The sequence below is a fragment of the Desulfoluna sp. CLI2B genome, assembly GCF_056847375.1.
In genome coordinates this window covers 5036761-5063721 of sequence record NZ_CP186557.1, presented here as the reverse complement: position 1 = coordinate 5063721, position 26961 = coordinate 5036761, and the positions used below count along the sequence as shown (strand labels likewise).

Below are 26961 nucleotides of genomic sequence, written 5' to 3'. Positions count from 1 at the left end.
ATATTGGAAACCCTATACGATTTTTTCGCCAAGCCGATAGATCCCAAGATGTACTCCGGCGTAAAGATTGCCCTGGCTTCCCCCGAGCAGATCATGCAGTGGTCCCACGGGGAGATCAAAAAGCCCGAGACGATCAACTACCGTACGTTCAAGCCTGAGCGGGACGGCCTGTTCTGTGCCAAGATCTTTGGTCCCACCAAGGACTATGAGTGCAACTGCGGCAAGTACAAGCGCATGAAGCACCGTGGCGTGGTGTGCGAAAAATGTGGCGTCGAGGTCATTCAGTCCAAGGTGCGCCGCGAGCGTCTGGCCCACATTGAGCTGGCTACCCCCGTGGCCCATATCTGGTTCCTGAAGAGCCTGCCCAGTAAGATCGGCAACCTTCTGGACATCACCCTGAAGAACATGGAGAAGGTCCTCTACTTTGACAGCTACATCGTCATGGACCCCAAGGAGACCGGTCTCACCAAGTACCAGCTCCTCTCCGACGACAAATACATCGAGGCCCTGGACCTGTACGGCAAGGAAGCCTTTGAGGTGGCGGTGAAGGGCGCCGAAGCGGTGCGAACCCTTCTGGAAGAGCTGAACCTGGAGCAGATCTACAACGACCTGCGCGAGGAGCTCAAGACCACCACCTCTTTGGCCAAAAAGCAGAAGCTGAGCAAGCGACTCAAGATCGTCGACGCCTTTTACAACTCCGGCGTGGACCCCATCTGGATGATCATGAGCGTTGTGCCCATCCTGCCGCCGGACCTGCGTCCCCTGGTGCCCCTGGAGGGCGGTCGTTTCGCCACCTCGGACCTGAACGACCTCTACCGCCGGGTGATCAACCGGAACAACCGCCTGAGCCGCCTCATGGAGCTCAAAGCGCCCGATATCATCGTGCGCAACGAAAAGCGTATGCTCCAGGAGTCCGTGGACGTGCTTTTCGACAACGGCCGTCACGGCCGCGTGGTTACCGGCACCAACAAGCGTCCCCTGAAGTCCCTGTCCGATACCCTGAAGGGTAAGCAGGGCCGCTTCCGTCAGAACCTCCTCGGCAAGCGTGTGGACTACTCCGGTCGTACCGTTATTACCGTCGGCCCGAACCTGCGCCTGCATCAGTGCGGCCTGCCCAAGAAGATGGCCCTGGAGCTGTTCAAGCCCTACGTCTACCATCGCCTTGAGAAAAAGGGTCTGGTCTCCACGGTCAAGAGCGCCAAGAAGATGGTGGAGCGTGAAGTCCCCGAGGTGTGGGACACCCTGGACGAGGTGGTTAAAGAGTATCCCGTGATGCTCAACCGTGCGCCCACCCTTCACCGTCTCGGCATCCAGGCCTTTGAGCCGGTGCTCGTGGAAGGCAAGGCCCTTCAGCTGCACCCCCTGGTCTGTACCGCCTTCAACGCCGACTTTGACGGGGACCAGATGGCCGTCCATCTGCCCCTCTCCATTGAGGCCCAGGTGGAAGCCCGCGTGCTGATGCTCGCCTCCAACAACACCCTGTCGCCCGCCAACGGCCAGCCGGTGATCGTGCCTACCCAGGACATCGTCCTCGGTCTGTACTACATCTCCCGCCAGGTGGACGGCGCCCGCGGCGAAGGGACCCTCTTCGGCAGCTTCGACGAGGTCCGCACCGCCTACGATCACGGCAAGATGGGTATCCATGCCGCCATCAAGGTGCGCATGGGCGAAGAGATGGTGGAGACCACCGTGGGTCGAACCCTCTTGTGGGACATCATTCCTTCCCACCCCGAGCTGAGCTTCCGCCGCATTGTGGTCAAAGACCGCGACAAGGCCGATGAGATCAAAGAGGCCCTTACGTCCGGAACCCCCTTTGCCGACCTTGTGGAACGATCCGAAACCTCCGACAAGAAGCGCGGCGGAGACATCGGGTACATGGACCACGAGGAGATGCGCAAGGTCTTCCGCATCGACGACGATACCCTGGAGGTCATCTTTGCCATGGAGATCGGTGACATCAGCGATCCCATTGAGACCCAGGGCGGGTACAATATCTTCTATGTGGCCAACAGGCGCCCCGGCGTGCCCTTCGCCATGATCAACAAGGTCATGGACAAAAAGGCGGCCCGGGACCTCATCGATTTTGCCTACCGCTACATCAGCCCCAAGGCCACGGTTCTCCTGGCGGACCGCCTGAAGAACCTGGGGTACCGATACTCCACCATCGGCGGCCTCTCCATCTCCATCGACGACATGGTAATTCCCGGCAACAAATGGGACATCATGAAGGAGTCCGAGGACAAGGTTGTGGAGATCAACCGTCAGTATGCTGAGGGTCTCATCACCCAGGGCGAGAAGTACAACAAGGTGGTGGATATCTGGGCCAAGGCCACGGACGACATCGCCAACGCCATGATGGATACCATGAGCGAGCCCAAGGTGCCTGTGGAGCTCCCCGAAAAGGGAGAGCACGACATTCGCCTGGATACCCGCAACGTGGACAACATCAACTCCATCTTTATGATGGCTGACTCCGGGGCCCGAGGCTCCAAGGACCAGATGCGTCAGCTGGCCGGTATGCGAGGCCTCATGGCCAAGCCCTCCGGTGAGATCATCGAGACGCCCATCCAGGCGAACTTCCGCGAAGGCCTCTCGGTGCTTCAGTACTTCGTCTCCACCCACGGCGCCCGTAAGGGTCTGGCGGATACGGCCCTTAAAACGGCCAACTCCGGTTACCTCACCCGTCGTCTGGCCGACGTGGCCCAGGACTGTGCCGTCATCGAGCCCGACTGCGGCACCACCATGGGTATCGAAGTGGAAGCCCTCATGGAAGGCGGCGAGGTGATTCAGCGCCTTGGTGAGCGTATCCTCGGTCGAACCACCCTGGAGAACGTCTACGACCCCTTCACCGACGAGGTGCTGGTGGAAGAGGGTGTTGAGATCGACGAGAAGATCCTCTCCATCATGGAAGATGCCGGCATCACCAGCCTCAAGATCCGCTCCGTCCTCACCTGCAAGACCCGCGGCGGGGTGTGCGCCAAGTGTTACGGCCGAGACCTTTCCCACGGGGATACCGTGGAGATCGGACAGGCCGTGGGCATCATGGCCGCCCAGTCCATCGGCGAGCCCGGTACCCAGCTCACCATGCGTACCTTCCACATCGGCGGTACGGCGAGCCGGAAGGTGGAGGTTGCCGAGATCAAGGCCCGCGTGGACGGCAACATCAAGTTCCTCGACGACCTCAAGGTTGTCAAGAACGAAGAGGGCGAGCTCATCGTCATGAACCGTCGCGGCGGGGAGTTCTCCATTGTGAGCGACACCGGCCGTGAGCGTGAGAAGCACCACGTTATCTATGGTGCCCACCTCCTGGTTGAGGACGGGGCCTCTGTGGAGAACGGTCAGCTCCTGGCGTCCTGGGACCCCTTCACCGTGCCCATCATCACCGAGGTGTCCGGCAAGGTCAAATTCGGCGACATCGAGTCCGGCAAGACCATGCAGGAAAAACTGGACCCCGTCACCGGCAAGTCCAGCCGTACCATTATCGAGAGCCGCATCGGCGATGCCCGTCCCCGCATCTCCATTAAGGACGAGAACAACAAGACCGTCCAGCTCGGCGGCGGGGCCCTGGCCCGGTACAGCCTGCCCGTGGAAGCGGTTATCCTGGTGGAGGAGCACGACGAGGTCAAGGCGGGTCACATCATCGCCAAGCTGCCCCGAGCCACCACCAAGACCAAGGATATCACCGGTGGTCTTCCCCGGGTTGCCGAGCTCTTTGAAGTTCGCAAGCCCAAGGAGACCGCGGTGCTGACCCAGATTGACGGTTACGTGGGTATTGCCAAGGGCACCAAGGGCAAGCAGAAGGTCACCGTGACCAACGCCGATGCCGGCGAGAAGCGCGAGTACCTGATCCCCAAAGGGCGTCACATCAACGTCTACGAAGGGGACTATGTCCGTGCGGGTGAAAAGCTCACCGGCGGCAGCGAAAACCCCCAGGACATCCTGAACATCAAAGGCGAGGTGGCTCTGGCCAGCTACCTGGTGGACGAGGTCCAGCAGGTCTACCGTCTCCAGGGCGTCCGCATCAACGACAAGCACATCGAGGTCATCGTGCGCCAGATGATGAAGCGGGTCAAAGTCACCGACTCCGGCGACTCCAACTTCATCATGGAAGAGCATGTGGACCGCACCGAGTTTGCCGACGTGAACCGGGCTCTGGTGGAAGAGGGTGCTCAGCCCGCCCAGGGCGAGCCTTTGATCCTCGGGATCACCAAGGCCTCCCTCTCCACGGACAGCTTCATCTCGGCGGCTTCCTTCCAGGAGACCACCAAGGTCCTCACCGAAGCGGGTATCCGCGGCAAGGTGGACACTCTGCGGGGTCTCAAGGAAAACGTGATCATGGGCCGGCTCATTCCCGCCGGTACCGGCATCGCTCAGTACCGCAATATTGAAGTGCAGAGCGACCTCGAAGAGGTTGTTGAAGAGAGCAACGTCATCGATCTGTAGAAAAAAAAGGCGGGTTTCTTCGGGTTTTTTCGGGGGAACCCGCCTTTGATACAATTGGGTAAGGAAATTATTCCTTGACAAAACGGGGTGGTATATGTATCATGCCGTATTTTGCGTTTTAGGAAAATGACAAACAATTAAAGGAGTTTGGTACGAAATGCCTACGATTAACCAGTTGGTCCGGAAAGGAAGAACGCGCGCGAAGAAAAAGACCAGCACGCCAGCCCTGATGGGTGGGCCTCAGAAGCGTGGTGTCTGTACTCGTGTGTATACTTCGACTCCGAAAAAACCAAACTCAGCACTCAGGAAGGTGGCCAGGGTTCGCCTCACCACAGGCGTGGAAGTTACCGCCTATATCCCCGGCATCGGCCATAACCTCCAGGAACACTCCGTTGTCCTGGTTCGCGGTGGTCGTGTAAAAGACCTTCCGGGTGTCCGTTACACTATTGTAAGGGGTACCCTTGATACGCTGGGTGTGGAAGACAGGAAGCAGAGTCGCTCCAAGTACGGTGCACGCAAGCCTAAGTAAGACGACTCTTCATCTGATTCGTTAACCAAGATTTGTTCAAAGAGTGAGTAGCTATGCCAAGAAGAAGGGAAGTTCCCCATAGACCGGTAATGCCCGATCCCCGATACAACAGTGAGCTGGTTTCACGATTCGTGGCGGCCATTATGCTTGACGGGAAAAAAAGCACCGCCGAGAAAATTTTCTATGGCGCCTTTGACATCATCAAGGAGAAGAGCGGTCAGCCTCCCCTTGAGGTGTTCGAAAAAGCCCTTGAAAACGTGCGACCCGCCATCGAGGTTAAGTCCCGAAGGGTGGGGGGATCCACTTACCAGGTTCCCACTGAGATCCGTCCCTCACGGCGCAGGGCCCTGGCCATTCGCTGGGTCATCGAGTATTCCCGCAAGCGTTCCGAAAAATCCATGGCAGCCAAGCTGGCCGCCGAGATGATGGACGCAGCAAGCAACCGCGGTGCTTCCGTTAAGAAACGTGAAGACACCCACAAGATGGCAGACGCAAACAAGGCATTCGCCCACTACAGGTGGTAATCCGGATCCAATTGTTACGCGACCGATTGCACTGTATGCGAGACGCTTTGAAGCGCGCTTTATGTCAGCCTGCATGAAGGCAAACACCATCACGTTTGCAACCACCAAGGTAGCGAGGAGGAGGAAAAAACAACCCATGGCAAAAGAAAAATTTGAACGTTCCAAACCGCATGTAAACGTCGGTACCATCGGTCACATCGACCATGGCAAGACCACGCTCACCGCTGCGATTACCAAGCAGAACGCCCTCCGAGCCGGAGCAGGCGCAGCCGTTGCCTTCGACGAGATCGACAAGGCACCGGAAGAGAAAGAGCGCGGCATCACCATTGCAACCGCTCACGTGGAGTACGAAACTCCCAACCGTCACTACGCACACGTTGACTGCCCTGGTCACGCCGACTACATTAAGAACATGATCACCGGCGCCGCCCAGATGGACGGTGCGATCCTGGTTGTGTCCGCAGACGACGGCCCCATGCCCCAGACCCGTGAGCACATCCTGCTCGCCCGTCAGGTTGGTGTTCCCCGTATTGTTGTGTTCCTCAACAAGTGCGACATGGTCGACGACGAAGAGCTCATCGAGCTCGTTGAGATGGAGCTCCAGGAGCTTCTCTCCAAGTACGATTTCCCCGGCGACGACACCCCCATCATCCGCGGCAGCGCCCTGCGCGCCCTGGAAGCCGACAGCTACGAAGACGCAGCTGCTGCTTGCATCTTTGAGCTCATGGACGCGTGCGACAGCTTCATCCCCGAGCCCGAGCGCGACACCGACAAAGATTTCCTCATGCCCATCGAGGACGTCTTCTCCATCTCCGGCCGTGGTACCGTTGTAACCGGTCGTATCGAGCGTGGTGTGATCCACACCGGCGACGAAGTGGAACTCGTGGGCATCCGTGCCACCGCCAAGACCGTTTGTACCGGTGTTGAGATGTTCCGCAAGCTTCTGGACGAAGGCATGGCCGGTGACAACGTTGGCCTGCTGCTCCGCGGCACCAAGCGTGACGAGGTTGAGCGCGGCCAGGTCGTAGCCAAGCCCGGTACCATCACGCCCCACACCAAGTTCAAGGCAGAGATCTACGTCCTCTCCAAAGAGGAAGGCGGCCGCCATACCCCGTTCTTCTCCGAGCACGTTCCAGCTCTTTCGTACCACCGACGTCACCGGGATCCTGAACCTCCCCGAAGGCGTTGAGATGATTATGCCCGGCGATAACACCGCCATCATTGCTGAACTGATCAGCCCCATCGCCATGGAAAAAGAGCTCCGCTTCGCTATCCGTGAAGGCGGTCGTACCGTTGGTGCTGGCGTCGTATCTGAAATTATTGAATAGGTGGGACCCAAATCATGATGATCAATACCAAAATCAGGATCAGACTCAGGGCATACGACCACAGGCTTCTCGACAAATCAGCCCTTGATATTGTCGACACCGCCAAGAAGACAGGCGCAAAGATCTGCGGGCCCATTCCATTGCCCACGCGTACCAACAAATTCTGCATTCTTCGCTCACCCCACGTGAACAAAAAATCACGTGAGCAGTTTGAGATCAGAACCCACAAGAGACTGCTGGACATTCTCGAACCCACCCAGCAGACCGTGGACGCTCTGATGAAGCTGGATCTTTCGCCCGGTGTCGATGTAGAGATTAAACTGTAGTTAAGGGGTATATTACCAATGAGTAGAGGACTTTTGGGTAAAAAATTGGGGATGACAGGCGTCTACTCCTCAGACGGGAGGTACATCCCCGTCACTGTAGTACAGGTAGGCCCCTGCGTCGTAACTCAGATCAAAACCGTGGACACGGACGGGTACAACGCCGTTCAGCTCGGATTCGGTGAGAAAAAAGCAAAGCACACCACCAAGCCCCTGAAGGGCCACTTCGCCAAAAGCGGCGAGAGCTTTTTTTCCGATGTCCGTGAGTTTGAAGTGGCTGATCCCGCTGAGTACTCCCTGGGCCAGGAAATCACCGCCGAGATGTTCGAGGTTGGTGAACTCGTGGACGTGACCGGAACCTCCAAAGGCCGCGGTTTCTCAGGTACCATCAAGCGCCACGGGTTCTCCCGCGGCCCCGAGACCCACGGTTGCCGTAACCACAGGGCCCCCGGCTCCATCGGTTGCAGCGCCTGGCCTGCCAAGGTTTTTAAAGGAAAGAAGCTTCCCGGACAGTACGGCGGCGTCAGAAAGACCGTTCGAAACCTGACCGTTGTGGACATTCGTGCCGACGAAAATGTGGTTCTCATTCAGGGCTGCATTCCCGGCGCCAAGTCCGGTCTTGTTGAGATCAAGAAGCCGAAGTTTGGCAAGTAAACGATGAACATCAACGTGTGCCCAACCGCAGGGACCCTGCGAAGTGGGTGCATGAAAATAAAAAACGAGGGAAGTTATGGCTGTCGTTGATGTACTGAATGTTACAGGAGATAAGGTCTCGCAGGCTGAGCTTGCGGACGATATCTTCAATGTAGCCGTAAAAGGAAGTGTCCTTCACGAAGTGGTCAAGATGCAGTTGGCCAACCGGCGCGCCGGGTCTGCATCTGTTACGAACCGCTCCGATATTACCGGTAGCACCAAGAAGCTTTACCGGCAGAAGGGTACCGGCAACGCCCGCTCCGGCTCCATCAAGTCGCCCCTGCGTCGTGGTGGTGGGGTTATCTTTGGCCCCCAGCCCAAGAGCTGGGCGTACAAAGTGCCCAAGAAGGTGCGGAAGCTTGCACTGAAAATGGCTCTTTCCAGCCGTTTCCAGGGCGATAACCTCATGGTTGTCGATACCTTCGGAGTGGACGAGATCAAAACCAAGACCGTTGTCAAGGCCCTTACCGACCTTAAGGTCGACAACGCTCTGATCGTGACCGACGCGGAAGATATCAAATTTGAGCTGTCAGCGCGCAATATCAAAGGCGTCAAGGTGATCCGCACCGAGGGCCTGAATGTGTATGATATTCTCAAGTACAACAAGCTGGTCCTCATTGAGTCTTCCATCAAAGGCATCGAAGGGAGGCTTTCAGCATGAATACATTCGATATCATTATCAAGCCGTTGAACACGGAAAAGACCACGATTCAGAAAGAGACGCTGAACCAGGTATCTTTTGAAGTCGCCCCGAAGGCCAACCGGATTGAGATCAAGAAGGCTGTCGAGAAGATCTTCAAAGTCGGCGTGGAAGATGTCCGCACGGTTAACGTGAAGGGCAAGGTCAAGCAGAGAGGCAAAATCGTCGGAAAGCGCAAAGACTGGAAAAAGGCGATTGTGACGCTGGTGCCTGGAAGTACCATTGAATTCTTTGAAGGCGTATAGACCGGGAGCGATAAATGGCAGCAATTAGAAAAACCAAACCGACATCACCTGGCCGCAGGCACCAGGAATATTCGACGTTTGAAGGGATTACCACCGACAAACCCGAAAAGAGTCTGCTGCGGCCCCTGAAGAAAAGCGGCGGTCGTAACGTCAACGGCCGGATTACCTGCCGTCACAAGGGTGGTGGACACAAGAGACATTACAGGGTCATCGACTTCAAGCGTGACAAAGTCGGTATCCCTGCTAAAGTAGCGACGATCGAATACGATCCCAACCGCAGCGCCCGGATCGCTCTGCTTCACTACGTCGATGGCGAGAAGCGGTACATCCTGGCCCCCATCAACCTCAATGTGGGCGATCAGATCATGTCCGGCCCTGAGGCCGACATCAAGCCCGGGAACTGCCTCCCCCTGGAGAACATTCCCCTGGGTACCCAGATCCACAACATTGAGCTCAAGGTGGGCAAAGGTGGGCAGATCGTTCGCAGCGCCGGAACCTTTGCACAGCTGATGGCCAAAGAGAAGGCCTACGCCATGGTTCGACTTCCCTCCGGTGAAGTACGCATGGTCCTTGCCAAATGCAAGGCGACCATCGGGCGACTTGGAAATACAGAGCACAGCAGCATCAACAAGGGCAAAGCCGGCCGTACCCGCTGGATGGGCGTTCGTCCCAGTGTCCGCGGTGTGGCCATGAACCCTGTTGACCATCCCATGGGTGGTGGTGAAGGACGCTCTTCCGGCGGCCGTCACCCCTGTTCACCCTGGGGCGTACCCTCTAAGGGATTCCGCACCAGAAAGAACAAGACCACCAACCGTTACATCGTGAAGCGACGCACGAAGTAACAGGCTCGCGTAAAGCAATTACGGGTAATTTGAAAGATTAAGAACAGGAGACAAAATGCCACGTTCGCTTAAGAAAGGGCCGTTTGTTGATGCAAAGCTTGTCAAGAAAGTGCTCTTGGCTCAGGAAAGCCGATCCAACCAGGTCATCCAGACATGGTCGAGACGATCTACCATCTTCCCCGAGATGGTAGGGTTGACGCTTGCAGTACACAACGGTCGTAAATTCATTCCGGTATTCGTTACCGAGAATATGGTTGGCCATAAACTGGGGGAATTTTCACCGACACGCACCTACTGGGGGCATGCGGCTGATAAAAAGACCAAGGGCAAATAGCGCCCCGCAAACCTTTAAGTAGAGGATGACTTACAATGGAGGTTAAAGCTGTAGCAAGGTATGTGCGAATTTCTCCTCAGAAGGTGCGGAAGATTGTCGGCGCCGTGAAGGGGAAGCCTGTCGAATCAGGCCTCAATTCGCTCAAATTTATGCCTCAGAAAGCCGCTGCAATCGTCGAGAAGACTCTGCGGTCAGCTGTCGCCAACGCCGATCACAACAACGAACTCGACGTTGACGCGCTCTTTATTAAGAATATTACGGTTGACCAAGGGCCCAGCCTGAAGCGGTTCAGGGCCAGAGCGCGCGGTAGAGGATCCCGCATCCTGAAGAAAACCAGTCACATCACAGTCGTCGTGGCTGATGAGGCGTAACGAAAAGGAGATAAAAAGTTGGGCCAGAAAGTAAATCCAATAGGACTTAGACTCGGAATCAACAAGACCTGGGATTCCCGCTGGTACGCCGACAAGCAGTATGCGGATTTTGTCATGGAAGATTTCCGGATCCGCAAGTTTCTCAAAAAGCGACTGTACCATGCCGGTATTTCCAAGGTAGAGATTGAGCGATCCTCCAAGAGGATCCGCCTCCGCATCCACACTGCCCGCCCCGGGATCGTCATCGGCAAGAAGGGCTCTGAGATCGGTCTGCTCAAGACCGACCTGGTGAAGCTGATTTCTGCCGGTGGGGACAAGCGCGACGTCATGATCGACATTCAGGAGATCAAACGTCCCGAGCTTGACTCCCAGATGGTGGCTGAAAACGTGGCCCTCCAGCTGGAGCGCCGTGTGGCCTTCCGCCGCGCCATCAAACGCTGCGTCTCCTCGGCTATGCGTTTCGGCGCACTGGGCATCAAGATCATCTGTGCCGGCCGTCTGGGTGGCGCTGAAATGGCCCGTACCGAATGGTACCGGGAAGGCAGGGTGCCCCTTCATACCCTCCGTGCGGATATCGACTACGGTTTTGCCGAAGCCCATACGACCTATGGGGTCATCGGCATCAAAGTGTTTATTTTCAAAGGAGAGATCCTGGGTAAGGACTGATGTGGCCCTTGCTTTGACAGGATAATGAAGGAGTTTCCAAATGCTGAGTCCTAAAAAGGTCAAATTCAGAAAGCAGCAGCGTGGAAGAATGACGGGGAAAGCCTACCGTGGCTCCACCCTCAGCTTCGGCGAATTCGGGCTGCAGGCCCTGGAGTGCGGCTATGTTAACGCACGCCAGATCGAGGCTGCCCGTATTGCCATGAACCGTCGCGTTAAGCGTGGCGGAAAGATGTGGATCCGGATTTTCCCGGACAAGCCCATCACCAAGAAACCTGCCGAAGTCCGAATGGGTAAAGGTAAAGGTTCCACCGAGGCATGGGTTGCCGTTGTCAAACCCGGCAAGATCCTTTATGAACTCGAAGGTGTTCCCAGAGATCTGGCTCGCGAAGCGATGCGTCTTGCCGCCCACAAGCTTTCCATTAAAACACGTTTTATTGAGAGGGGCGACTACTAATGAAGATCAAAGATATTCGTGCCATGGGCAAGGATGATCTGAAGGCGAAACTTCAGGACCTCAAGGAAGAGCACTTTAACCTGCGCTTCCAGCACGGCGTGGGGCAGCTTGAGAAGACCTCCATGCTCAAAAGCGTGCGAAGGGACATTGCCAAGGTCGAGACGGTCATCCGGGAAAACTGAACTTTCTAAAGGTAGAGACTAGTTACCGCTATGAAAAAACGAGGAATGAAGAGACAGCTGCAGGGAACTGTGGTGTCCGATAAGATGGATCGAACCGTCGTCGTTCTTGTGGAAAGGCTGGTTAAGCATCCTCTTTACAAGAAATATATCAAGCGCCACAACAAATATGCAGCCCACGACGCGGAGAACGCATGCGGCATCGGCGACAAGGTCGTCATCACCGAGTGCAGGCCCCTGAGCAAAAGCAAACGGCACCGCGTCAGCAAGATTGTTGAAAAGGCGGTTTGATAAAGAAGGAAGACAACGATGATTCAGACAGAAACTAGATTGACCGTGGCAGACAACTCCGGTGCCAAGGAGCTGTACTGCATCAAGATATTGGGCGGTTCCAAAAAGCGATACGCAGGTGTCGGCGACATCATCGTCGTGTCTGTCAAGGAGGCCATTCCCAACGCCAAGGTAAAAAAAGGCGATGTGATGAAGGCCGTGATTGTACGCACGAAGAAGGCCATCAAACGAGCCGATGGATCTTACATCCGTTTCGACGAGAACTCCGCGGTACTGGTCAATCAGAGCCAGGAACCCATCGGAACGCGTATTTTCGGCCCGGTGGCAAGGGAGCTGAGGGCGAAGCGATTTATGCGTATCATCTCACTGGCTCCTGAAGTCCTTTAATGCCGGAAAAGACCCCGGTCGCTATTTTGGAGACAAATTATGAACAGTGAAAAATCTCATATCCGAAGAGATGATAAAGTTAAGGTTCTTACCGGAAAGGACAGGGGCAAGATCGGCAAAGTCCTCAAAGTCATCCGGAAGGAAAACCGGGTTGTTGTGGAAAACATCAACAAGGTGAAGAGACACCAGAAGCCTAACTTCAAGAACACCCAGGGCGGTATCATTGAAGCCGAGGCGCCCATTCACCTGTCCAATGTTCAGCTGATGTGCAACCACTGCCTCAACCCCGTCCGGATAAAGATGAAGGTCCTGGAAGATGGTAAGAAGGTCCGTGTTTGCAGAAAATGCAATGAAACCATCGAAGCTTAGGGCCAAGGCGGAGGATGTAAATGTCAGATTTTAAAAAACAGTATCAGGAAGAAGTGGTTCCCAAGCTTATGGAAACCTTCGGGTATAAAAACCTCATGGAGGTTCCCAAGGTTGAGAAGGTTGTCCTGAACATGGGCCTGGGCGAAGCCATCAAGAACGGAAAGATCCTCGACTCGGCAGCTGCCGAGCTGGCGACCATTTCCGGTCAGAAGCCGGTGATCACCAAAGCCAAGAAGTCCATCGCAGCCTTCAAGCTGCGCGAAGGCATGCCCATTGGGTGCATGGCGACCCTGCGCAAGGAGAAGATGTGGGATTTCCTCTACAGGCTGATCAACATCTCCCTTCCTCGCGTTCGGGACTTCCGCGGTATTTCCGGCAAGGCCTTCGACGGCCGAGGCAACTACTCTCTGGGCGTTCGTGAGCAGATTATTTTCCCTGAAATCGATTACGATAAAATCGATCAGATCAAGGGGCTGAATATCACGATCGTGACCACTGCCAAGAACGACGCGGAAGGCAAAGAGCTTCTCAGGCTCCTTGGAATGCCTTTCCGGAATTAGAGGAAAAAGACCTGACTTCATGAAGGGGGCGATAAGGGAGACCGAGTCCCCGCAAGGAAGTCTGCAAGGAGAAAGCTGTGGCAAAGAAATCAATGATGGTGAAAGCCGAACGCAAGCCCAAGTTTAAAGTCCGTGCGAACAACAGATGCCCGATGTGCGGGAGGCCCAGGGCTTACATGCGAAAGTTCGGTATCTGCCGTATCTGTTTCAGGAACCTTGCATCGCACGGCAAGTTACCCGGTGTTACTAAGTCGAGCTGGTAAGGGATTTTTTCCTTTACCCTCGATACTGGTATAAACCTTTACAGTACTATTCAACGGAGTAAATCATGACGATGAGTGATCCTATTGCGGATTTGTTGACACGCATCCGCAATGCCGGCAGAGCCAAGTTCCCCAAAGTCGATATCCCCGGATCCAAGATCAAGGTGGAGATCGCACGGGTTCTTCAGGAACAGGGCTACATCAAGAACTACAAGTTTGTCGACGACGGAAAGCAGGGCATGCTGAGGCTGTACCTTAAGTACGATCAGGAAGGTACGCACGCCATTTTCGGAATCACAAGAGTGAGCAAGCCCAGCCGACGTGTGTACGCAAAGTACAAGGACCTGAAACCGGTCCTCAACGGACTCGGCGTGGCCGTGGTCTCCACCTCCAAGGGTGTGATGACCGACAAGCAGGCGAAAGCGCAGAAACTCGGCGGCGAGATTCTCTGCAATATTTGGTAGCAAGGGAGCGACATTATGTCTCGAATTGGAAAAAAGCCCATTGTGCTGCCTGCATCCGTCAAGGCGGCCTATGCGGATCGAAAACTTGTGGTTGAAGGCCCCAAAGGCAAGCTGGAACAGGAGATTCATCCTGTAGTGGACCTGAAGATTGAGGACAACGTCATTTCCGTTGAAATCATCGACAACGTTCGTGATGCGGGAGCGTATCATGGTATGGTCCGAGCCATCGCCGCCAACATGGTGACTGGCGTCAGCACTGGATTTGAAAAGGCCCTTGAGGTCAACGGTATCGGCTACAAGGTGGAAGTCAAAGGTCAGACGGTCATCCTGAACGTCGGATACTCTCACGCTGTCAGCTATGATCTCCCCAAAGGCATTGAAGCCAAGGTGGACAGGAACATCCTGAAGATCATGGGTGCCGACAAGCAGTTGGTGGGCCAGGTTATCCGCTGCATTTGTGACGTTCGTCCCCATCTTTCCAAGGGCAAGGGGATCAAATATGTCGACGAGCACATCCAGAGGAAAGCTGGAAAGACAGGAAAATAATAAGCCTGACTTTGTGGCGCCAGCTATGGTGTGGCCGGGACCTGACTCTTCAGGTCCCGCCAAGGTTCAGCTTATCATATACAGGATAAAGATATGGGTACTACAAACTCTCGCAAAGAGAAGCGACTCAAAAAAAAGATCAGGATCCGTAAGAAGATTGTCGGAACTCAGGAACGTCCCCGTCTCTGTGTGTTTCGCAGCGCCAAGCACATCTATGCGCAGCTCATCGACGATACGGTCGGCGCACTTCACCGACCTTCACCGTCGGTAAAGGCTACAGCGCAGAAGAGGGTGCCGATAAGTCTGCCAAGGCCAAGATGGTCGGCAAGCTTGTCGCGGAGAAGGCCATGGAAAAAGGTGTCAAGAGCATCGTTTTCGATCGCAGCGGTTACATCTACCATGGTCGTGTGAAATCCCTTGCAGAAGGGGCTCGTGAAGCAGGACTGGAATTTTAATTCTGAAGGAGGCGTCCTTTGTTTAAGAAAGACACAGAAGATAACGGATTGATTGACAAGGTTGTCTATATCAACCGCGTCGCCAAGGTCGTCAAGGGTGGTCGCAGATTCAGCTTCAGTGCCATTGTTGTCGTCGGTGACGGAGAGGGCAGCGTCGGCTTCGGGCTCGGCAAAGCCGGTGAGGTTCCCGAAGCCATCCGTAAGGGCGTGGAAGCCGCCAAGAAAAACATGGTGAAGGTAAATCTCGTGAATGGGACCATCCCCTCTGAGGTAATCGGCAAGTTCGGTGCCGGTCGCGTGCTGCTCAAGCCCGCTTCCGAAGGTACCGGCCTCATCGCCGGCGGTGCTGTTCGCGCCGTCCTCGAAGCCGTGGGTGTGAAAAACATTCTGACCAAATGCATGGGTTCCAACAACCCCCATAACGTAGTCAAAGCCACCATCGCCGGCCTGAAAGCAAACCAGAGCCGTGAAGAAGTGGCCCGACGCAGGGGTCTGAGACCTGAAGATCTGTAATCGGGGGAGTTAGCAAATGTCACAGAAGCTGAAAATCACTCTTGTCAGAAGCATGATCGGCCGACCCGAAAAGCACCGCAAGGTACTCAGAGGCATGGGCCTGACGAAGATGAACAAAACAGTCGAGCTGGAAGACACCCCCTCCATTCGAGGCATGGTCTCCAAGGTCGTTCATCTTGTGAAAGTGGAGGAGAACGCCAATGAAGCTTAATGAACTGTCACCGGCCGAAGGCTCGGTTAAAGCGCGCAAGCGTATCGGTCGCGGTGTAGGCTCCGGTTGGGGCAAAACCGCTGGTCGTGGTACCAAGGGATTTAAGAGCCGTTCCGGCGGCAACGTCCGTCCCGGTTTTGAGGGCGGCCAGATGCCGATCCACAGGCGTCTTCCCAAACGCGGTTTCACCAACATCTTCAAAAAAGAGTTCGCCATCTTGAACGTCAAGGACCTTGCCCGCTTTGAAGAGGGCCAGGTGGTGGATGAAGCGGCTCTCGTAGCGGCTGGCCTCGTTAAAGGCCGTCGTGACGGCATCAAGATCCTCGGCAACGGTGAGATCACCATGAAGCTCACCATCAAAGAGTGCCAGGTGTCCAAGAGCGCCCGAGAGAAAATTGAAGCAGCAGGTGGAACAGTAGAGGCCTAAGACCATATGACGACCAGCGGATTCCAGAACCTATTCAAATTGCCGGAATTGAAGAAACGGATCGTAACCACACTGATGCTGTTGCTCGTCTACCGCATCGGTGTGCACGTTCCCACACCCGGGATTAACCCCGACTCCCTGGCCGAGATCTTTCGCACGCACGGCGAGGGCATCGTGGGCATGTTCAACATGTTCTCCGGGGGGGCACTCGAGAGACTCTCGGTGTTTGCCCTGGGTATCATGCCTTATATCAGCGCCTCCATTATTCTTCAGCTGATGACCGTGGTGCTTCTCACCCTCAGTAGGCCCGCAAAGGTGAGGAGCAGGGTCAGAAGAAGATCACCCAGTACACTCGGTACGGGACGGTGCTCTTGAGCGTGATCCAGGGCTTTGGCATCAGTGTGGGCCTGGAAGCCATGCACGCCGCAACCTCACCGGGTTGGGGCTTTCGCATCATGACCGTCATCACCCTGACGGCCGGCACCGCGTTTATCATGTGGCTGGGTGAGCAGATCACCGAGCGTGGCATCGGGAACGGTATCTCCCTGATTATCTTTGCAGGGATTATTGCCCGCATGCCCGCTGCGGTTGCCAACGTGTTCAACCTCATGGGGTCTGGTCAGATGAGCCCCTTTACTGCGCTGATGCTCGTTGTCATGATGGTTGGCGTCATCGGGTTTGTCATCTACATGGAGACGGCTCAGCGCCGGATCCCCGTGGAGTATGCCAAACGCGTGGTGGGCCGCAAGGTCTACGGGGGGCAGAGCTCGCATCTGCCCCTGAAGATCAACACCTCCGGTGTGATCCCGCCCATCTTCGCCTCTTCCATCATCGTCTTCCCGACCACCGTTGCCTCGTTTTTTCCCGGCGTTCCGGTGATGAAAACCATCAGTGACCTGATGGCTCCGGGCAGCGTGCTTTATACGGTCATCTTTGTGGCCTTCATCGTGTTCTTCTGCTTTTTCTACACCGCTATCCAGTTCAACCCGACGGATGTGGCTGAGAACATGAAAAAGAACGGGGGCTATATCCCCGGGATTCGGCCCGGCAAGCGCACCGCGGATTACATCGACAAGGTGCTTACCCGCATCACCGTTGTGGGGGCTGTTTACGTCTCCGCCATCTGCGTGCTGCCGACCATGCTGATTACCAAGGCCAATGTTCCCTTCTACTTCGGCGGCACGGCCCTCCTCATTGTGGTGGGTGTTGCCATCGATACCGTTGCCCAGATGGAATCGCATCTTGTGATGCGAAATTACAGCGGGTTTCTCGGGGACGGCAAAGCGATGAAAGGTCGCCGATAGCGACAGGTAAGTTTAGAACGTATATGGATGGTTACCCCTTTGCACCGGGCGCCTATTTCAAGGTGTCCGGAAAAAAGGGGTTGTCATCCATTTGCGAGTGTAGTATCACATCATGCTGGTTTTTTTTGTTTCGTGGCCACCTCTCCATGGAACTGCCGGTTGAGTTGCAATGTGTGAGATACTCGATATTTGGATATCATTCGTAAGGTAAACTCTGCAATCTGGTCGAAAGCGGTGTGAGCCGTTTTAACCCATTTGGACCAGACAGATGCGATTATCGTGGGAGGAGAGTTATGGCAAAGGAGGAGCCCATTAAGGTACAGGGAACTGTACTTGAGACTTTGCCCAATGCAATGTTCAAAGTGGAACTGGAAAACAAGCATCAGATCCTGGCTCACATCTCGGGTAAAATGCGCATGCATTTTATCAAGATTCTACCCGGGGACAAGGTGACCGTTGAACTGTCGCCTTATGACTTGACCAGAGGACGAATCACCTACCGTTCCAAGTAGGTATCCTTACGAAATTTGAAGGATAAGACGAGGGAGTATAACCCAAATGAAAGTCAGAGCTTCAGTAAAAAAGATATGTCCTAAGTGCAAGGTTGTTCGTCGTCACGGCGTTGTACGGGTTATCTGCGAAAACAAACGTCATAAGCAGAGACAGGGATAGAGGAGGATAAATTTTGGCAAGGATTGCAGGGGTAGACATACCCAGAAGAAAAAGAATCGATATCGCGCTCACCTACATCTACGGTGTAGGGCTCTCCACTTCCAAAGAGATTCTCTCTAAGCACGATATTGACCCGAGTACCCAGACTCAGGATCTGACCGAATCCGACGTCAACCTTATCAGGAAGACCATTGATGCAGACTACCGTGTGGAAGGTGAACTCCGCACTGAGGTGTCCATGAACATCAAGCGTTTGATGGATCTTGGTTGCTACCGTGGACTTCGTCATCGTAAATCCCTCCCTGTCAACGGACAGAGAACCAAAACCAACGCACGTACCCGTAAAGGCCCCAGACGAGCTGCCGTTAAGAAGAAGAAGTAGGTGCAGCTTGGGACACCTGGTCACGATTAAAGGAGGCTTTTAAGCGTCATGGCGAAGACACGCGCACGACAGAAGAAAAAGGTCAGAAAGAACATATCCAGTGGAGTGGTTCATATCCAGTCCACATTCAACAATACCATTGTATCTGTTACCGACACCAATGGTAACGTCATTTCCTGGTCCAGTGCCGGTATGCACGGCTTTAAAGGGTCCCGCAAGAGCACCCCTTTTGCTGCCCAGCTGGCTGCTGAAGATGCGGCCAAAAAGGCTCAGGAACACGGCATGAAAACCGTGGAAGTAGAAGTGAAGGGACCCGGCGCCGGCAGGGAATCGGCTCTCCGCTCTCTCCAGGCTGCAGGCTTTGTGATTACCAAGATCAGGGACGTCACCCCTGTTCCTCACAACGGCTGTCGCCCCCCGAAGAAGAGAAGAGTTTAAAAAAGACTATTTGAACATGATACCAAATATTCCGAGTATCAAAGGAGGAAACTCACTGCAGTACAGAGGGTTGCATTTTACCGTGCTGTCTTTGCAGACGTGAAAACATGAAGCTTTTCCTTAAAGGCGATCGTTGCTACTCAGACAAATGCAGCTTCGATCGACGCAGCTACGCACCCGGCCAGCACGGTCAGCGCCGCAGCAAGTTTTCCGATTACGGCATCCAGCTCAGGGAAAAGCAGAAAGTAAGACGCATTTACGGTGTCTCCGAAAAGCAGTTCCGCATCATCTTCAAGAAAGCGGACCAGAAAAAGGGGATCACCGGCACCAACCTGCTTCAGGCCCTCGAATGCAGACTTGACAACGTGGTCTACCGACTCGGTTTCGTCAACTCTCGCACCCAGGGACGTCACTTCGTACGCCACGGGCACTTCCTCGTGAACGGCCGCAAGGTTGACATCCCCTCCTACATTGTCCGCAAAGACGATGTGGTCGAAATTCGTGAAAAGAGCAAGAAGGTTCAGTTTGTGCAGGACGCCATTGACGCCGTGGTTCGCCGAGGCGTGCCCCAGTGGCTTGAACTGGACAAAGACAATATGAAAGCCAGAGTTGTAAATCTTCCTGTACGCGAAGACGTCACCCTGCCGATTCAGGAACAGTTGATCGTCGAGCTCTACTCCAAGTAGCGGAGCCTTTTAACGTGAGTAAACTGTTGTTCTTGGCACAATTCTGGAGATCAATATGACATCAAACGAAATGATATACAGGAACTGGCGTGAGATGATCAGTCCGGACAAAGTGCTGCTGTCCGGCAGTTCAACTTACGGTAAGTTTGTATGCGAACCTCTTGAAAGGGGATACGGCATTACCATCGGTAACGCCCTCCGGAGGATCATCCTTTCATCCCTTTACGGCGCCGGCGTCGTGTCGGTTAAGATTGAGGATGTTCTGCATGAGTTCTCTCCAATCCCCGGGGTTCTTGAGGATGTCTCTGAGCTGATTCTCAACATTAAAGAGATTAAGTTGAAGGTGACCGACACCGAGACGCGCACCCTGGAGCTGAAGGCCGAAGGCCCCGGCAAGGTGTGCGCCGGAGACCTCATCAGTCCCGATGGCCGGGTGGAGATCCTCAATCCAGATCTTCATCTTGCGACCTTGAACGAGGGCGGCAAACTCGACATGATCCTCACTGTTAAAGTGGGTCGCGGGTATGCTTTGGCCAGGGATAACAAGGACGAGGACGCACCGGTCGGGACCATAGCCATCGACACCGTCTTTTCCCCCATCAAAAAGGTCAACTACACGGTTTCCAACTCCCGCGTGGGGCAGAAAACCGATTACGACAAGCTGACCCTCGAGGTGTGGACGGACGGCAGTCTGCTTCCTGAGGATACCGTGGCGTACGCCGCGAAAATCCTGAAAGAGCAGATGAGTCCTTTCATCAACTTTGATGAGGATATCGAGCCTGAACACGACAGCGTCAGTGAAGAGGGTGGGGACAGAGATTTCAACGAAAACCTCTACAGAAATGTGGATGAGCTTGAACTCTCGGTACGTAGTGCCAACTGCCTGAAAAATGCCGACATCATCAAGATCTATCAGCTCGTGCAGAAAACCGAAGCCGAAATGCTCGAAAACCAAGAACTTCGTTAACCCTGAACGAAATCAAGATGCTTGGCGAGGATGCACTTTCCCTCGGTATGAAACTTGACGGTTTCAGCCCGAAGGAGGAAGACGGAGCTGAAGGGGAGTAAGAGGAAATGAGACATAAAAAAGCAGGCGTTAAGCTGGGCAGGACTTCTGCCCATCGCAAAGCGATGTTTCGCAATATGGTGACCTCTCTGTTCAAGCATGGGAGGATCAAAACCACCGACGTCAAAGCCAAAGAGCTTCGTCGTTGGGCGGATAAAATGATTACCCTGGCCAAGCGTGGAGACCTCCACGCCCGTCGCCAGGCAATGGCCGTTATTATGGAAAAAGAAGTGGTGCACAAGCTTTTTGAAGAAGCTCCCGCACGCTTCGGCGGTAAAAACGGCGGCTACACTCGAGTGACCAAAATCGGTTTCCGTGCCGGTGACGCAGCGTCCATGGCTATTGTGGAGTTCACCGCTCCCAAGGTCGAAAGCGCAGCAACCGACGCGTAAATCCGTTAAGGGCATCCGCCTTTTCCGGTCCCTCTGCATGAACAGTTAGTAACAGCCAAGGAGCGTTAGCTCAGGAGGTGGCTGTGACCTGTTGCACATAAAAGCCCACGGCATTTCATGCCGCGGGCTTTTTTTGTTTGGTGATCTGTTCTTCCGGTTAGGGGGTGACCTCACACACCGGCTTGAGGCGGGTCTTGTTTCGGTACAGGGCCTTGTCCGCTCGCTTGAGAAGGGCGGGGTAGGTGGCGGTGTTTTCCACGCGCAGGGAGGCGATACCGAAGCTGACGTGCTGGTGCAGGGTGTGGCCGTTGATGGGGATGGGCATGGCCGCCATCTCATCCTGGATGCGGGTCATCATGGCCTGGGCCTTCTCGAGGGTGGTTTCGGGCAGGACCAGCACGAACTCGTCTCCGGCAAACCGGCAGAGGATATCGCTCTCCCGGGTGTATCGGGACAGGGCCCTGGCCACATCCATGAGGACCTTGTCCCCTGCGTCATGGCCGTAGCGGTCGTTTACGGCCTTGAACTTGTCGAGGTCGAGAAAGGCCACGGAGAGTTCCCGGTTGTAGCGGATGGCCCGGCGGAACTCCTGCTCCAGGGCATGCTCCATGGCCCGTCGGTTCAGCAGTTCTGTCAAGGGGTCGTTAAAGGCCAGCAGGCGCAATTTTTCATAGGCCGGTGCCGATTGGAGAGGCACGGGAAAATTTTAAGGCCAGCTGGGCGAGGAGGACCGGGTCCTTGTCTGGAGAGAATCGGTCTGAAGAGACGTCCGCCTGATTGAGGCAGCCGATCACCTCACCATCCAGGGTGATGGGCGACATGGACATGGAGCGGATCAGCCAGTTGCTGGTGGGGGGGATCAGGGCCCGGTACTCGTGGATATCCTGGTTGACGAGGGTGGGGGTGGTGCCGGTCCCCAGGAGTCCCTGGAACTGGGAGCGTGTCGCCAGGTTGACCCGTTCGGGCAGGAGTTCCGATGAGCCGAAGGCCTTGAGGAGGAGCCGGGACGTATCGCTCCCCTTGACCAGGGTAATCCAAACATACGGGATGTTAAACTGCTTGGATATTTCGGAAAGGAGGGTTTCAAACAGGTCTTTGAAATTCAAAATTGTGAGGATTTTGGTTTCAACCTGATTGAATTTACGAGATTTTATTTCGTTGTCTTTGACAAGGTCTAGAAGCTCTTGGAATGTCAGCATATGCCTGATTTTATCGAAGGATTGTTAAAAAAAAGCCAAAAGAAGCTAAAAAAAAATAGTGTAAATCCGATAATAAAGTCAAGAGAATAGATATGAACGCCTTAAAGCGGGGTTAGACAGGCATGGCCGATATGGAGAGTCGACTTTCCAGTATTGCTGAAAAATACAGGACGAACCACCTGGACGGATTGGGCGAGGAGGAGATTTTACAGGATATCTTCAACCTCCTGGAAGAGGTCGACGAGCGTGAAAAGGAGATCCTCTGGGCCAAGCGCCGCATCAAGGAGCTGGAGCGCGAGAAGAAGGGCGAAAGCAAGGTGGGGCGTACACGCACCGCCATGTGGGCCATCCGCGGGTTCACTGCTGAAAACCGCCTCTACGTCAAGATGGCCGGTGAGTTTGATTACAAAGGCGCCAAACAGTTCTCCAACCACATCCTCTCCGTCCTCGACTCCCTTCGCAGCGAGTGCGACATTATCGTGGACATCAGCCGTATTAGGGAAAACGGCGACAAGAAAAACGCCTTCCATATCCGCAAAGTGGCCTGCACCCTGGCCCAGATGAGCGTTTCCCGCATCATTCGTATTTCAGACGGCATGCCCAAAACACTCAAGGAGATGGTGGATGCCATTTTTGAAGAGAATGGCCTGACCATCTTTGACGTTCCCACCCTCAACGATGCTTCGGACCTTTTGAAGCGGGAGAAGCATCACCTGAGGGTCTGAGGCCCTTTTTGGCAAGATGCGGGGCTGCGCGTTGGTCAAACCGGTTGTGGGGTTCCCATGACCGGTTTTTTGCGTTCTGGCTGACCCCTTTGAAAACAAGTCTATCCGGGTTTCAGGCCAGGCCCTTTAAAGCCTCAAAAGAGCGTGAAACCTCGCGGCTTTTGCCTCACCTTTGTTTTTCTTGTAATTCAGAGGATAAGATACTACAACCGTGTGGTGGCCGGGCTGAAGAGGTGGCTGGTTTCGTACATAAACCAGGCTCTTTTTCAGGCCGGGAGACGCAATTTCAGCGTGTTGGGCGCGACGCTCCGGGACAGGGTCAATGGGTCCCGAGACGCCGGTCCAGTGGCGATAAGCACAAGCAAAAAGGTAGACAAGAAAATGTCAAGACGAGTTGTTGTCATCGGCGGCGTTGCCTTGGGGACCAAGGCTGCCTGCCGAGTGAAACGCATCGATCCCTCGACCCATGTGACCCTCATCGACAAAGATGACTACATCTCCTACGGAGGCTGCGGTATTCCCTACTATGTCTCTGGTGATGTGGCGGATCATACGGCCCTTCAGAGCACCGCGTATCATATGGTTCGTAACGAAGAGTTCTTCAAGACCATCAAAGGCTTCGAAGCCCTGGTCACCGGAACCCTGGTTACCCGCATCGACCGGGAAGCCAAGGTGGTCTGGGCCAAGGGCAAGGACGGAGTGGAGAAGAGCTACCCCTACGACAAGCTGGTCATCGGCGCGGGAAGCCGCACCCGGGATCTCAAGATTCCGGGCCAGGACCTGGCCAACATCCACGCCGTGGGCAACCTCGAAGACGCCATGGAGATCAAGAAGCTCGTGGCCGCCGGACAGGTGGAAAAAGCTGTCATCGTGGGGGCCGGGTTCATCGGCCTGGAGATGGCCGAAGCCCTGGCCGACATGTGGGGCATCGAGACCTCCGTGGTGGAGATCGGCAACCAGATCATGCCGGGGTTTGTCAGTGAGCAGATGGCCCATATGGCCCAGCGCTCCATGGAAGAGAACGAAGTAAGCTTTTACCTCGGAGAAACCGTCAAGGGGTTTGAAGGCGAGGAGGGAGCCGTCCAGCGGGTGGTCACCGACAAGCGCACCCTGGAAGCCGACCTGGTCATCATGGCCGTGGGAATCAACCCCAATGGCGAACTGGCCCGGGAAGCCGGCCTGGAAGTGGGCCCCACCGGCGGAATCGTTGTCAACGAGCGCCTGGAGACGTCGGATCCCAATATCTACGCCGGGGGTGACTGCATCGAGCTCAACCACGCCGTGAGCGGAGCCCCCGGGGTTTATCCCCTGGGTTCCCTTGCCAACCGCCAGGGCCGCGTCATCGGCACCAACCTGGCAGGCGGCAACGCCACCACCGAAGCCCCGGTGGGCAGCTTTGTGGTCAAGCTCTTCGATAAGTCCCTTGCGGGCAGTGGTTTACTCGAAAAGGACATGGAAGCAGCCGGCATCGACGCCATCAGCGTCTCCATGTGCCAGCTGGACCGCGCTCACTTCTACCCCGAAAAGGAACTGAATCCAGCTGGTGGTGGAAAAGGCCACCAAAGTGGGTGCGGTCTTCGGCATCCAGGGCTTTGCCGGCAGCGGCGATGCCATGGTGGGCCGCATCAACGCGGTGGCAGCCACCTTGAAGTACAAGCCCACCATTCTGGATATCAGCAACCTGGAGTTTGCCTACTCCCCGCCCTTCAGCTCTGCCATGGACATCGTCAACTCCCTGGCCAACGTGGCGGACAACGCTGTGGACGGCCTGCTCCAGTCCATCCCCCTGGCCACCTTCGAAGGGCTCTGGGAAGAGGGCGACTGTGTCTTCATCGACTGCCGCGAGCTGCCCGACTCCACCCCCTTCAAGGAGAAATTCCCCGGTAAGTGGAATACCATTCCCCAGGGAGAGATCAAAAACCGCATTGCAGAGGTCCCCAAAGACAAGTTGGTGGTCCTGGTCTGCAACACCGGCGTGCGCTCCTTTGAGGCCCAGATCAACCTGCGTGAATTGGGCATCACCAACACCGTGAGCGTCCAGGGCGGCATGGCCACCCTCAAGACTTGGGGTTCCAAGGTCGCCGAGTAACGCCAGGCCCTTGATCAAGTTATCGACACCCACGTTTTGCCCGCACCCTGCGGGCAGAACGTGGGTGTTTTTTTTTGCCTCCGGCGGGTCGCTTTTTTGAAAAAAAGCTCCGCAAAAAACGTTCCTAATGAGAAAATGTTGCCATCGTATGTAGCACGGGCGAAGCCCGTCAGCACATGTGATGTCCCTGAGGAACGAAGGTGCAGAGCATGTGCGAACCGATTTATCCCCTGGCCGCCGGCGGCATGCTTTTTATTTTTTTCTGTGCCTGTTCGAGGGCTTTGTGGTGTAATGACCGCCATGAAATCTTCTTTATACAGCGGATTTGGGGCTGCCCTGGTGCTGGTGGCCGGATGGTGGGGCGTCTCCATGGCGGGGGCCGCCCTTATGGGGCGTGTGGGCGTGGTCTCGGGGTTTGTGGGGGCACTGGCGGTTCTTGGATTGACCCTCGGGGCCTTGTGGGCGGTTTCCCTGTGGTGTGTGCGCCATGTGGCCGTTCCAGAAGTTCCGGCCGTGCATCGCTGGGGGATCCTGGCGGTGGGGGTTATGATCACGGCGGGCAGCTGGGCCGCCCTTCGGTTTGGCCTGCCTTTTCGGCTTCACTGGGAGGCATTGAGCACCTGCGGTCAGCTTCTGGTTGTTGTTGTGGCGGCGGGCTACCTGCCACGCTTTTTAAAATCCCCTGCCGAGCTGCTGCCCCTGGTGAGTGTGATGGTGTGTGCCGATGCCGTGAGCTTCCTTGTGGGTCCCACCCACCATATCGCCCAGGACGTGGCTGCTTACTACACCGGGGGGCGACAGGGCCTTTACCCCCTCTCCGAAGTACTCCTCATGAAGTTTCCCAGCCCCGGCACCGATGCCCTCCATCCCTTTTTCGGCGTGGCCGACTGGTTCATGGTGGTATTTCTGGGCAGCGCCTCCCAATTTTTCTCCTTGCCGGATCGCCTTGCAGGAATCCCCGCAGCCGTTCTCGGCCTCTTTTTGGCTGTTGCTACCGCCTGGACCCTTGGCGCCTTTGTCCCGGCCCTTCCTGTGCTGGCCCTCTTCTACCTGGCCGTCATGGCCGTGCGCCACACCAAAGCCTTTACCCCGAAACGCCGCGAAGTGGCCCTTTCCCTCTTTCCGCCCCTGGTCTCCGCAATCCTGTTTTTCTTCAAGAGTTAACATCAAGCATTTACCAGGTAAAAAACAAAAAGCCTCCGGTGGGCAGGGGATAAATCCCCTGCACCCCAGGATCGCACATGCTCTGCCCCTTCGTTCCTCAGGGCCATCACATGTGCTGACGGGCTGCGCCCGTGAAGAATGTGAGTGCAACCAGCTTTCAAGGTGGCTCACCTTGCCGCCGGAGGCGTTTTACGATTTTTCGAGTTCGTGGATCTCCGGGTGGGTGGAGAGGGCGCGGAGGAACTGTTCGGTGCGCCGCTGGAGGCGTCCTGCCATCATCTGGACCATCTGTCGGTGGATGAGGTAGCCCAGGCTGTGGTCCTTTTCCATGATTTCGACCAGGGCCTTGCCGTCGATGAGGATCACCTCGGAGGCTTCGGAGCTGATCGCCGTGGTGCTGAAGGACATCTCTTCCATGAGGGAGGAGTAGCCGAAGCATTCACCTGCGTTGAGGGTGGCCACGGTGACGGTCATGTGGCGGGTCATCTCCTGCTCGATGAGGATGGTGCCGGAGCGCACCAGGTAGAAGGTGCCGGACTGGCCCCCTTCGCCGAAGATCACCTCTCCTTCCTCAAAGGAACGGGGTTTGGAGATGGCGATGATGCGGTCCACCAGCTCATCGGGAAGGGTGGAGAAGAGAAAGGCGTTTTTTATATCGTCTCGTGAGATCATGGTCTGTTGTCCTCGTGTTGGGCTTGCAGCTTCAAAGAGCCGGGTTGTGGTGTCC

41 protein-coding genes and 2 pseudogenes are annotated in these 26961 nt (G+C 55.5%); 39 read left to right on the top strand and 4 right to left on the bottom strand.

Going from position 1 to position 26961, the window contains the following annotated elements:
* Positions 1 to 3 precede the first annotated feature (3 nt).
* The 35 genes and pseudogenes from rpoC (at position 4) to rplQ (ending at position 21057) form a co-directional block, all read left to right on the top strand.
* Entirely contained in the window at positions 4 to 4443 is a 4440-nt protein-coding gene (rpoC, locus tag ACOYW2_RS23620; RefSeq protein ID WP_482768178.1) for a DNA-directed RNA polymerase subunit beta', read from the top strand.
* 157 nt (positions 4444 to 4600) lie between these two features.
* On the top strand, positions 4601 to 4972 hold the full coding sequence (gene rpsL / locus ACOYW2_RS23615; protein WP_180137669.1) for a 30S ribosomal protein S12: 372 nt from the start codon (positions 4601 to 4603) through the stop codon (positions 4970 to 4972).
* Positions 4973 to 5025: 53 nt separating this feature from the next.
* Positions 5026 to 5496, top strand: a complete 471-nt coding sequence (gene rpsG / locus ACOYW2_RS23610) for a 30S ribosomal protein S7 (protein ID WP_180137668.1) — start codon at positions 5026 to 5028, stop codon at positions 5494 to 5496.
* 136 nt (positions 5497 to 5632) lie between these two features.
* Positions 5633 to 6824: pseudogene (gene tuf / locus ACOYW2_RS23605) on the top strand (elongation factor Tu).
* A gap of 17 nt (positions 6825 to 6841) precedes the next feature.
* Positions 6842 to 7150 carry a 30S ribosomal protein S10 gene (gene rpsJ / locus ACOYW2_RS23600; RefSeq protein WP_092214491.1) on the top strand — a complete coding sequence of 103 codons (309 nt, stop codon included), beginning with the start codon at positions 6842 to 6844 and terminating at the stop codon, positions 7148 to 7150.
* An 18-nt stretch (positions 7151 to 7168) separates the two neighbouring features.
* Positions 7169 to 7801 carry a 50S ribosomal protein L3 gene (gene rplC, locus ACOYW2_RS23595; protein ID WP_180137666.1) on the top strand — a complete coding sequence of 211 codons (633 nt, stop codon included), beginning with the start codon at positions 7169 to 7171 and terminating at the stop codon, positions 7799 to 7801.
* 76 nt (positions 7802 to 7877) lie between these two features.
* The gene (gene rplD / locus ACOYW2_RS23590; RefSeq protein WP_180137665.1) at positions 7878 to 8501 is read left to right on the top strand and encodes a 50S ribosomal protein L4; all 624 of its coding nucleotides are present in this window, start codon (positions 7878 to 7880) and stop codon (positions 8499 to 8501) included.
* Positions 8498 to 8785, top strand: coding sequence for a 50S ribosomal protein L23 (locus ACOYW2_RS23585; RefSeq protein ID WP_092214396.1), 288 nt, complete (start codon positions 8498 to 8500; stop codon positions 8783 to 8785). Before rplD ends, ACOYW2_RS23585 begins: the two co-directional genes overlap by 4 nt.
* Positions 8786 to 8799: 14 nt before the next feature.
* Positions 8800 to 9627, top strand: a complete 828-nt coding sequence (gene rplB, locus ACOYW2_RS23580; protein ID WP_482420254.1) for a 50S ribosomal protein L2 — start codon at positions 8800 to 8802, stop codon at positions 9625 to 9627.
* A 55-nt stretch (positions 9628 to 9682) separates the two neighbouring features.
* Positions 9683 to 9961 carry a 30S ribosomal protein S19 gene (gene rpsS / locus ACOYW2_RS23575; RefSeq protein WP_092214391.1) on the top strand — a complete coding sequence of 93 codons (279 nt, stop codon included), beginning with the start codon at positions 9683 to 9685 and terminating at the stop codon, positions 9959 to 9961.
* A 35-nt stretch (positions 9962 to 9996) separates the two neighbouring features.
* Entirely contained in the window at positions 9997 to 10332 is a 336-nt protein-coding gene (gene rplV, locus ACOYW2_RS23570; protein ID WP_482418313.1) for a 50S ribosomal protein L22, read from the top strand.
* Between the two features lie 18 nt (positions 10333 to 10350).
* A complete protein-coding gene (gene rpsC, locus ACOYW2_RS23565; RefSeq protein WP_180137662.1) occupies positions 10351 to 10998 on the top strand; it encodes a 30S ribosomal protein S3 in 648 nt (215 codons plus the stop codon).
* Positions 10999 to 11038: 40 nt separating this feature from the next.
* Positions 11039 to 11452 (top strand): 50S ribosomal protein L16, encoded by a 414-nt coding sequence (gene rplP / locus ACOYW2_RS23560; protein ID WP_092214385.1) that lies wholly within the window; start codon positions 11039 to 11041, stop codon positions 11450 to 11452.
* Positions 11452 to 11634, top strand: a complete 183-nt coding sequence (gene rpmC, locus ACOYW2_RS23555) for a 50S ribosomal protein L29 (RefSeq protein ID WP_180137661.1) — start codon at positions 11452 to 11454, stop codon at positions 11632 to 11634. Before rplP ends, rpmC begins: the two co-directional genes overlap by 1 nt.
* A gap of 30 nt (positions 11635 to 11664) precedes the next feature.
* The gene (rpsQ, locus tag ACOYW2_RS23550) at positions 11665 to 11922 is read left to right on the top strand and encodes a 30S ribosomal protein S17 (protein WP_180137660.1); all 258 of its coding nucleotides are present in this window, start codon (positions 11665 to 11667) and stop codon (positions 11920 to 11922) included.
* An 18-nt stretch (positions 11923 to 11940) separates the two neighbouring features.
* The gene (gene rplN, locus ACOYW2_RS23545) at positions 11941 to 12309 is read left to right on the top strand and encodes a 50S ribosomal protein L14 (RefSeq protein WP_180137659.1); all 369 of its coding nucleotides are present in this window, start codon (positions 11941 to 11943) and stop codon (positions 12307 to 12309) included.
* A gap of 39 nt (positions 12310 to 12348) precedes the next feature.
* A complete protein-coding gene (rplX, locus tag ACOYW2_RS23540; RefSeq protein WP_180137658.1) occupies positions 12349 to 12678 on the top strand; it encodes a 50S ribosomal protein L24 in 330 nt (109 codons plus the stop codon).
* Between the two features lie 20 nt (positions 12679 to 12698).
* On the top strand, positions 12699 to 13238 hold the full coding sequence (rplE, locus tag ACOYW2_RS23535) for a 50S ribosomal protein L5 (protein WP_180137657.1): 540 nt from the start codon (positions 12699 to 12701) through the stop codon (positions 13236 to 13238).
* Positions 13239 to 13330: 92 nt separating this feature from the next.
* A complete protein-coding gene (locus ACOYW2_RS23530) occupies positions 13331 to 13501 on the top strand; it encodes a type Z 30S ribosomal protein S14 (RefSeq protein ID WP_281374462.1) in 171 nt (56 codons plus the stop codon).
* Positions 13502 to 13566: 65 nt separating this feature from the next.
* Positions 13567 to 13965 (top strand): 30S ribosomal protein S8, encoded by a 399-nt coding sequence (gene rpsH / locus ACOYW2_RS23525; RefSeq protein WP_482418311.1) that lies wholly within the window; start codon positions 13567 to 13569, stop codon positions 13963 to 13965.
* A gap of 15 nt (positions 13966 to 13980) precedes the next feature.
* Positions 13981 to 14511, top strand: coding sequence for a 50S ribosomal protein L6 (rplF, locus tag ACOYW2_RS23520; protein ID WP_482420253.1), 531 nt, complete (start codon positions 13981 to 13983; stop codon positions 14509 to 14511).
* Positions 14512 to 14604: 93 nt separating this feature from the next.
* Positions 14605 to 14697 (top strand): annotated as a pseudogene (locus ACOYW2_RS23515) (50S ribosomal protein L18); the annotation flags it as partial.
* 131 nt (positions 14698 to 14828) lie between these two features.
* Entirely contained in the window at positions 14829 to 14966 is a 138-nt protein-coding gene (locus ACOYW2_RS23510; protein ID WP_482768177.1) for a 50S ribosomal protein L18, read from the top strand.
* 18 nt (positions 14967 to 14984) lie between these two features.
* Positions 14985 to 15479 (top strand): 30S ribosomal protein S5, encoded by a 495-nt coding sequence (gene rpsE, locus ACOYW2_RS23505; RefSeq protein ID WP_180137652.1) that lies wholly within the window; start codon positions 14985 to 14987, stop codon positions 15477 to 15479.
* Positions 15480 to 15495: 16 nt separating this feature from the next.
* Positions 15496 to 15690 (top strand): 50S ribosomal protein L30, encoded by a 195-nt coding sequence (rpmD, locus tag ACOYW2_RS23500; protein ID WP_180137651.1) that lies wholly within the window; start codon positions 15496 to 15498, stop codon positions 15688 to 15690.
* On the top strand, positions 15680 to 16117 hold the full coding sequence (gene rplO, locus ACOYW2_RS23495) for a 50S ribosomal protein L15 (RefSeq protein ID WP_180137650.1): 438 nt from the start codon (positions 15680 to 15682) through the stop codon (positions 16115 to 16117). Before rpmD ends, rplO begins: the two co-directional genes overlap by 11 nt.
* 6 nt (positions 16118 to 16123) lie before the next feature.
* The gene (locus ACOYW2_RS23490) at positions 16124 to 16492 is read left to right on the top strand and encodes a hypothetical protein (RefSeq protein ID WP_482768176.1); all 369 of its coding nucleotides are present in this window, start codon (positions 16124 to 16126) and stop codon (positions 16490 to 16492) included.
* Positions 16489 to 17421, top strand: a complete 933-nt coding sequence (gene secY, locus ACOYW2_RS23485; RefSeq protein WP_482420251.1) for a preprotein translocase subunit SecY — start codon at positions 16489 to 16491, stop codon at positions 17419 to 17421. The genes ACOYW2_RS23490 and secY overlap by 4 nt, the downstream gene beginning before the upstream one ends.
* A 293-nt stretch (positions 17422 to 17714) precedes the next feature.
* Positions 17715 to 17933, top strand: coding sequence for a translation initiation factor IF-1 (gene infA / locus ACOYW2_RS23480; protein WP_092214362.1), 219 nt, complete (start codon positions 17715 to 17717; stop codon positions 17931 to 17933).
* A 46-nt stretch (positions 17934 to 17979) separates the two neighbouring features.
* The gene (gene rpmJ, locus ACOYW2_RS23475) at positions 17980 to 18093 is read left to right on the top strand and encodes a 50S ribosomal protein L36 (protein WP_092214360.1); all 114 of its coding nucleotides are present in this window, start codon (positions 17980 to 17982) and stop codon (positions 18091 to 18093) included.
* A gap of 13 nt (positions 18094 to 18106) precedes the next feature.
* A complete protein-coding gene (gene rpsM, locus ACOYW2_RS23470) occupies positions 18107 to 18475 on the top strand; it encodes a 30S ribosomal protein S13 (RefSeq protein ID WP_180137648.1) in 369 nt (122 codons plus the stop codon).
* 48 nt (positions 18476 to 18523) lie between these two features.
* Positions 18524 to 18913 carry a 30S ribosomal protein S11 gene (rpsK, locus tag ACOYW2_RS23465; RefSeq protein WP_092214356.1) on the top strand — a complete coding sequence of 130 codons (390 nt, stop codon included), beginning with the start codon at positions 18524 to 18526 and terminating at the stop codon, positions 18911 to 18913.
* Between the two features lie 74 nt (positions 18914 to 18987).
* Entirely contained in the window at positions 18988 to 19599 is a 612-nt protein-coding gene (gene rpsD / locus ACOYW2_RS23460; RefSeq protein ID WP_482423822.1) for a 30S ribosomal protein S4, read from the top strand.
* 55 nt (positions 19600 to 19654) lie between these two features.
* A complete protein-coding gene (locus ACOYW2_RS23455) occupies positions 19655 to 20566 on the top strand; it encodes a DNA-directed RNA polymerase subunit alpha (protein ID WP_482768175.1) in 912 nt (303 codons plus the stop codon).
* A gap of 107 nt (positions 20567 to 20673) precedes the next feature.
* Entirely contained in the window at positions 20674 to 21057 is a 384-nt protein-coding gene (gene rplQ, locus ACOYW2_RS23450; protein ID WP_180137647.1) for a 50S ribosomal protein L17, read from the top strand.
* A 157-nt stretch (positions 21058 to 21214) separates the two neighbouring features.
* On the opposite strand, the gene ACOYW2_RS23445 is transcribed toward rplQ, so the two are convergent.
* Together ACOYW2_RS23445 and ACOYW2_RS23440 are read right to left on the bottom strand one after the other, a co-directional pair.
* On the bottom strand, positions 21215 to 21754 hold the full coding sequence (locus tag ACOYW2_RS23445) for a GGDEF domain-containing protein (RefSeq protein WP_482768174.1): 540 nt from the start codon (positions 21752 to 21754) through the stop codon (positions 21215 to 21217).
* Positions 21726 to 22256: a hypothetical protein gene (locus ACOYW2_RS23440; protein ID WP_482768173.1), complete on the bottom strand. Its 531-nt coding sequence runs from the start codon at positions 22254 to 22256 to the stop codon at positions 21726 to 21728. The genes ACOYW2_RS23445 and ACOYW2_RS23440 overlap by 29 nt, the downstream gene beginning before the upstream one ends.
* Positions 22257 to 22387: 131 nt before the next feature.
* Between ACOYW2_RS23440 and ACOYW2_RS23435 the strand changes: the two genes are divergently transcribed.
* The 3 genes from ACOYW2_RS23435 (at position 22388) to ACOYW2_RS23425 (ending at position 25070) form a co-directional block, all read left to right on the top strand.
* Positions 22388 to 22981: a hypothetical protein gene (locus ACOYW2_RS23435; RefSeq protein WP_180137645.1), complete on the top strand. Its 594-nt coding sequence runs from the start codon at positions 22388 to 22390 to the stop codon at positions 22979 to 22981.
* 381 nt (positions 22982 to 23362) lie between these two features.
* On the top strand, positions 23363 to 24868 hold the full coding sequence (locus ACOYW2_RS23430; RefSeq protein WP_482768172.1) for an NAD(P)/FAD-dependent oxidoreductase: 1506 nt from the start codon (positions 23363 to 23365) through the stop codon (positions 24866 to 24868).
* The gene (locus tag ACOYW2_RS23425) at positions 24750 to 25070 is read left to right on the top strand and encodes a rhodanese-like domain-containing protein (protein ID WP_482771077.1); all 321 of its coding nucleotides are present in this window, start codon (positions 24750 to 24752) and stop codon (positions 25068 to 25070) included. Before ACOYW2_RS23430 ends, ACOYW2_RS23425 begins: the two co-directional genes overlap by 119 nt.
* 14 nt (positions 25071 to 25084) lie before the next feature.
* On the opposite strand, the gene ACOYW2_RS23420 is transcribed toward ACOYW2_RS23425, so the two are convergent.
* A complete protein-coding gene (locus ACOYW2_RS23420; protein WP_482768171.1) occupies positions 25085 to 25372 on the bottom strand; it encodes a hypothetical protein in 288 nt (95 codons plus the stop codon).
* Between ACOYW2_RS23420 and ACOYW2_RS23415 the strand changes: the two genes are divergently transcribed.
* Positions 25371 to 26234 (top strand): hypothetical protein, encoded by an 864-nt coding sequence (locus tag ACOYW2_RS23415; protein WP_482768170.1) that lies wholly within the window; start codon positions 25371 to 25373, stop codon positions 26232 to 26234. The two genes, ACOYW2_RS23420 and ACOYW2_RS23415, sit on opposite strands and share 2 nt — an antisense overlap.
* Before the next feature lie 189 nt (positions 26235 to 26423).
* On the opposite strand, the gene ACOYW2_RS23410 is transcribed toward ACOYW2_RS23415, so the two are convergent.
* Positions 26424 to 26906 (bottom strand): Crp/Fnr family transcriptional regulator, encoded by a 483-nt coding sequence (locus ACOYW2_RS23410; protein ID WP_482418304.1) that lies wholly within the window; start codon positions 26904 to 26906, stop codon positions 26424 to 26426.
* Positions 26907 to 26961: the final 55 nt, after the last annotated feature.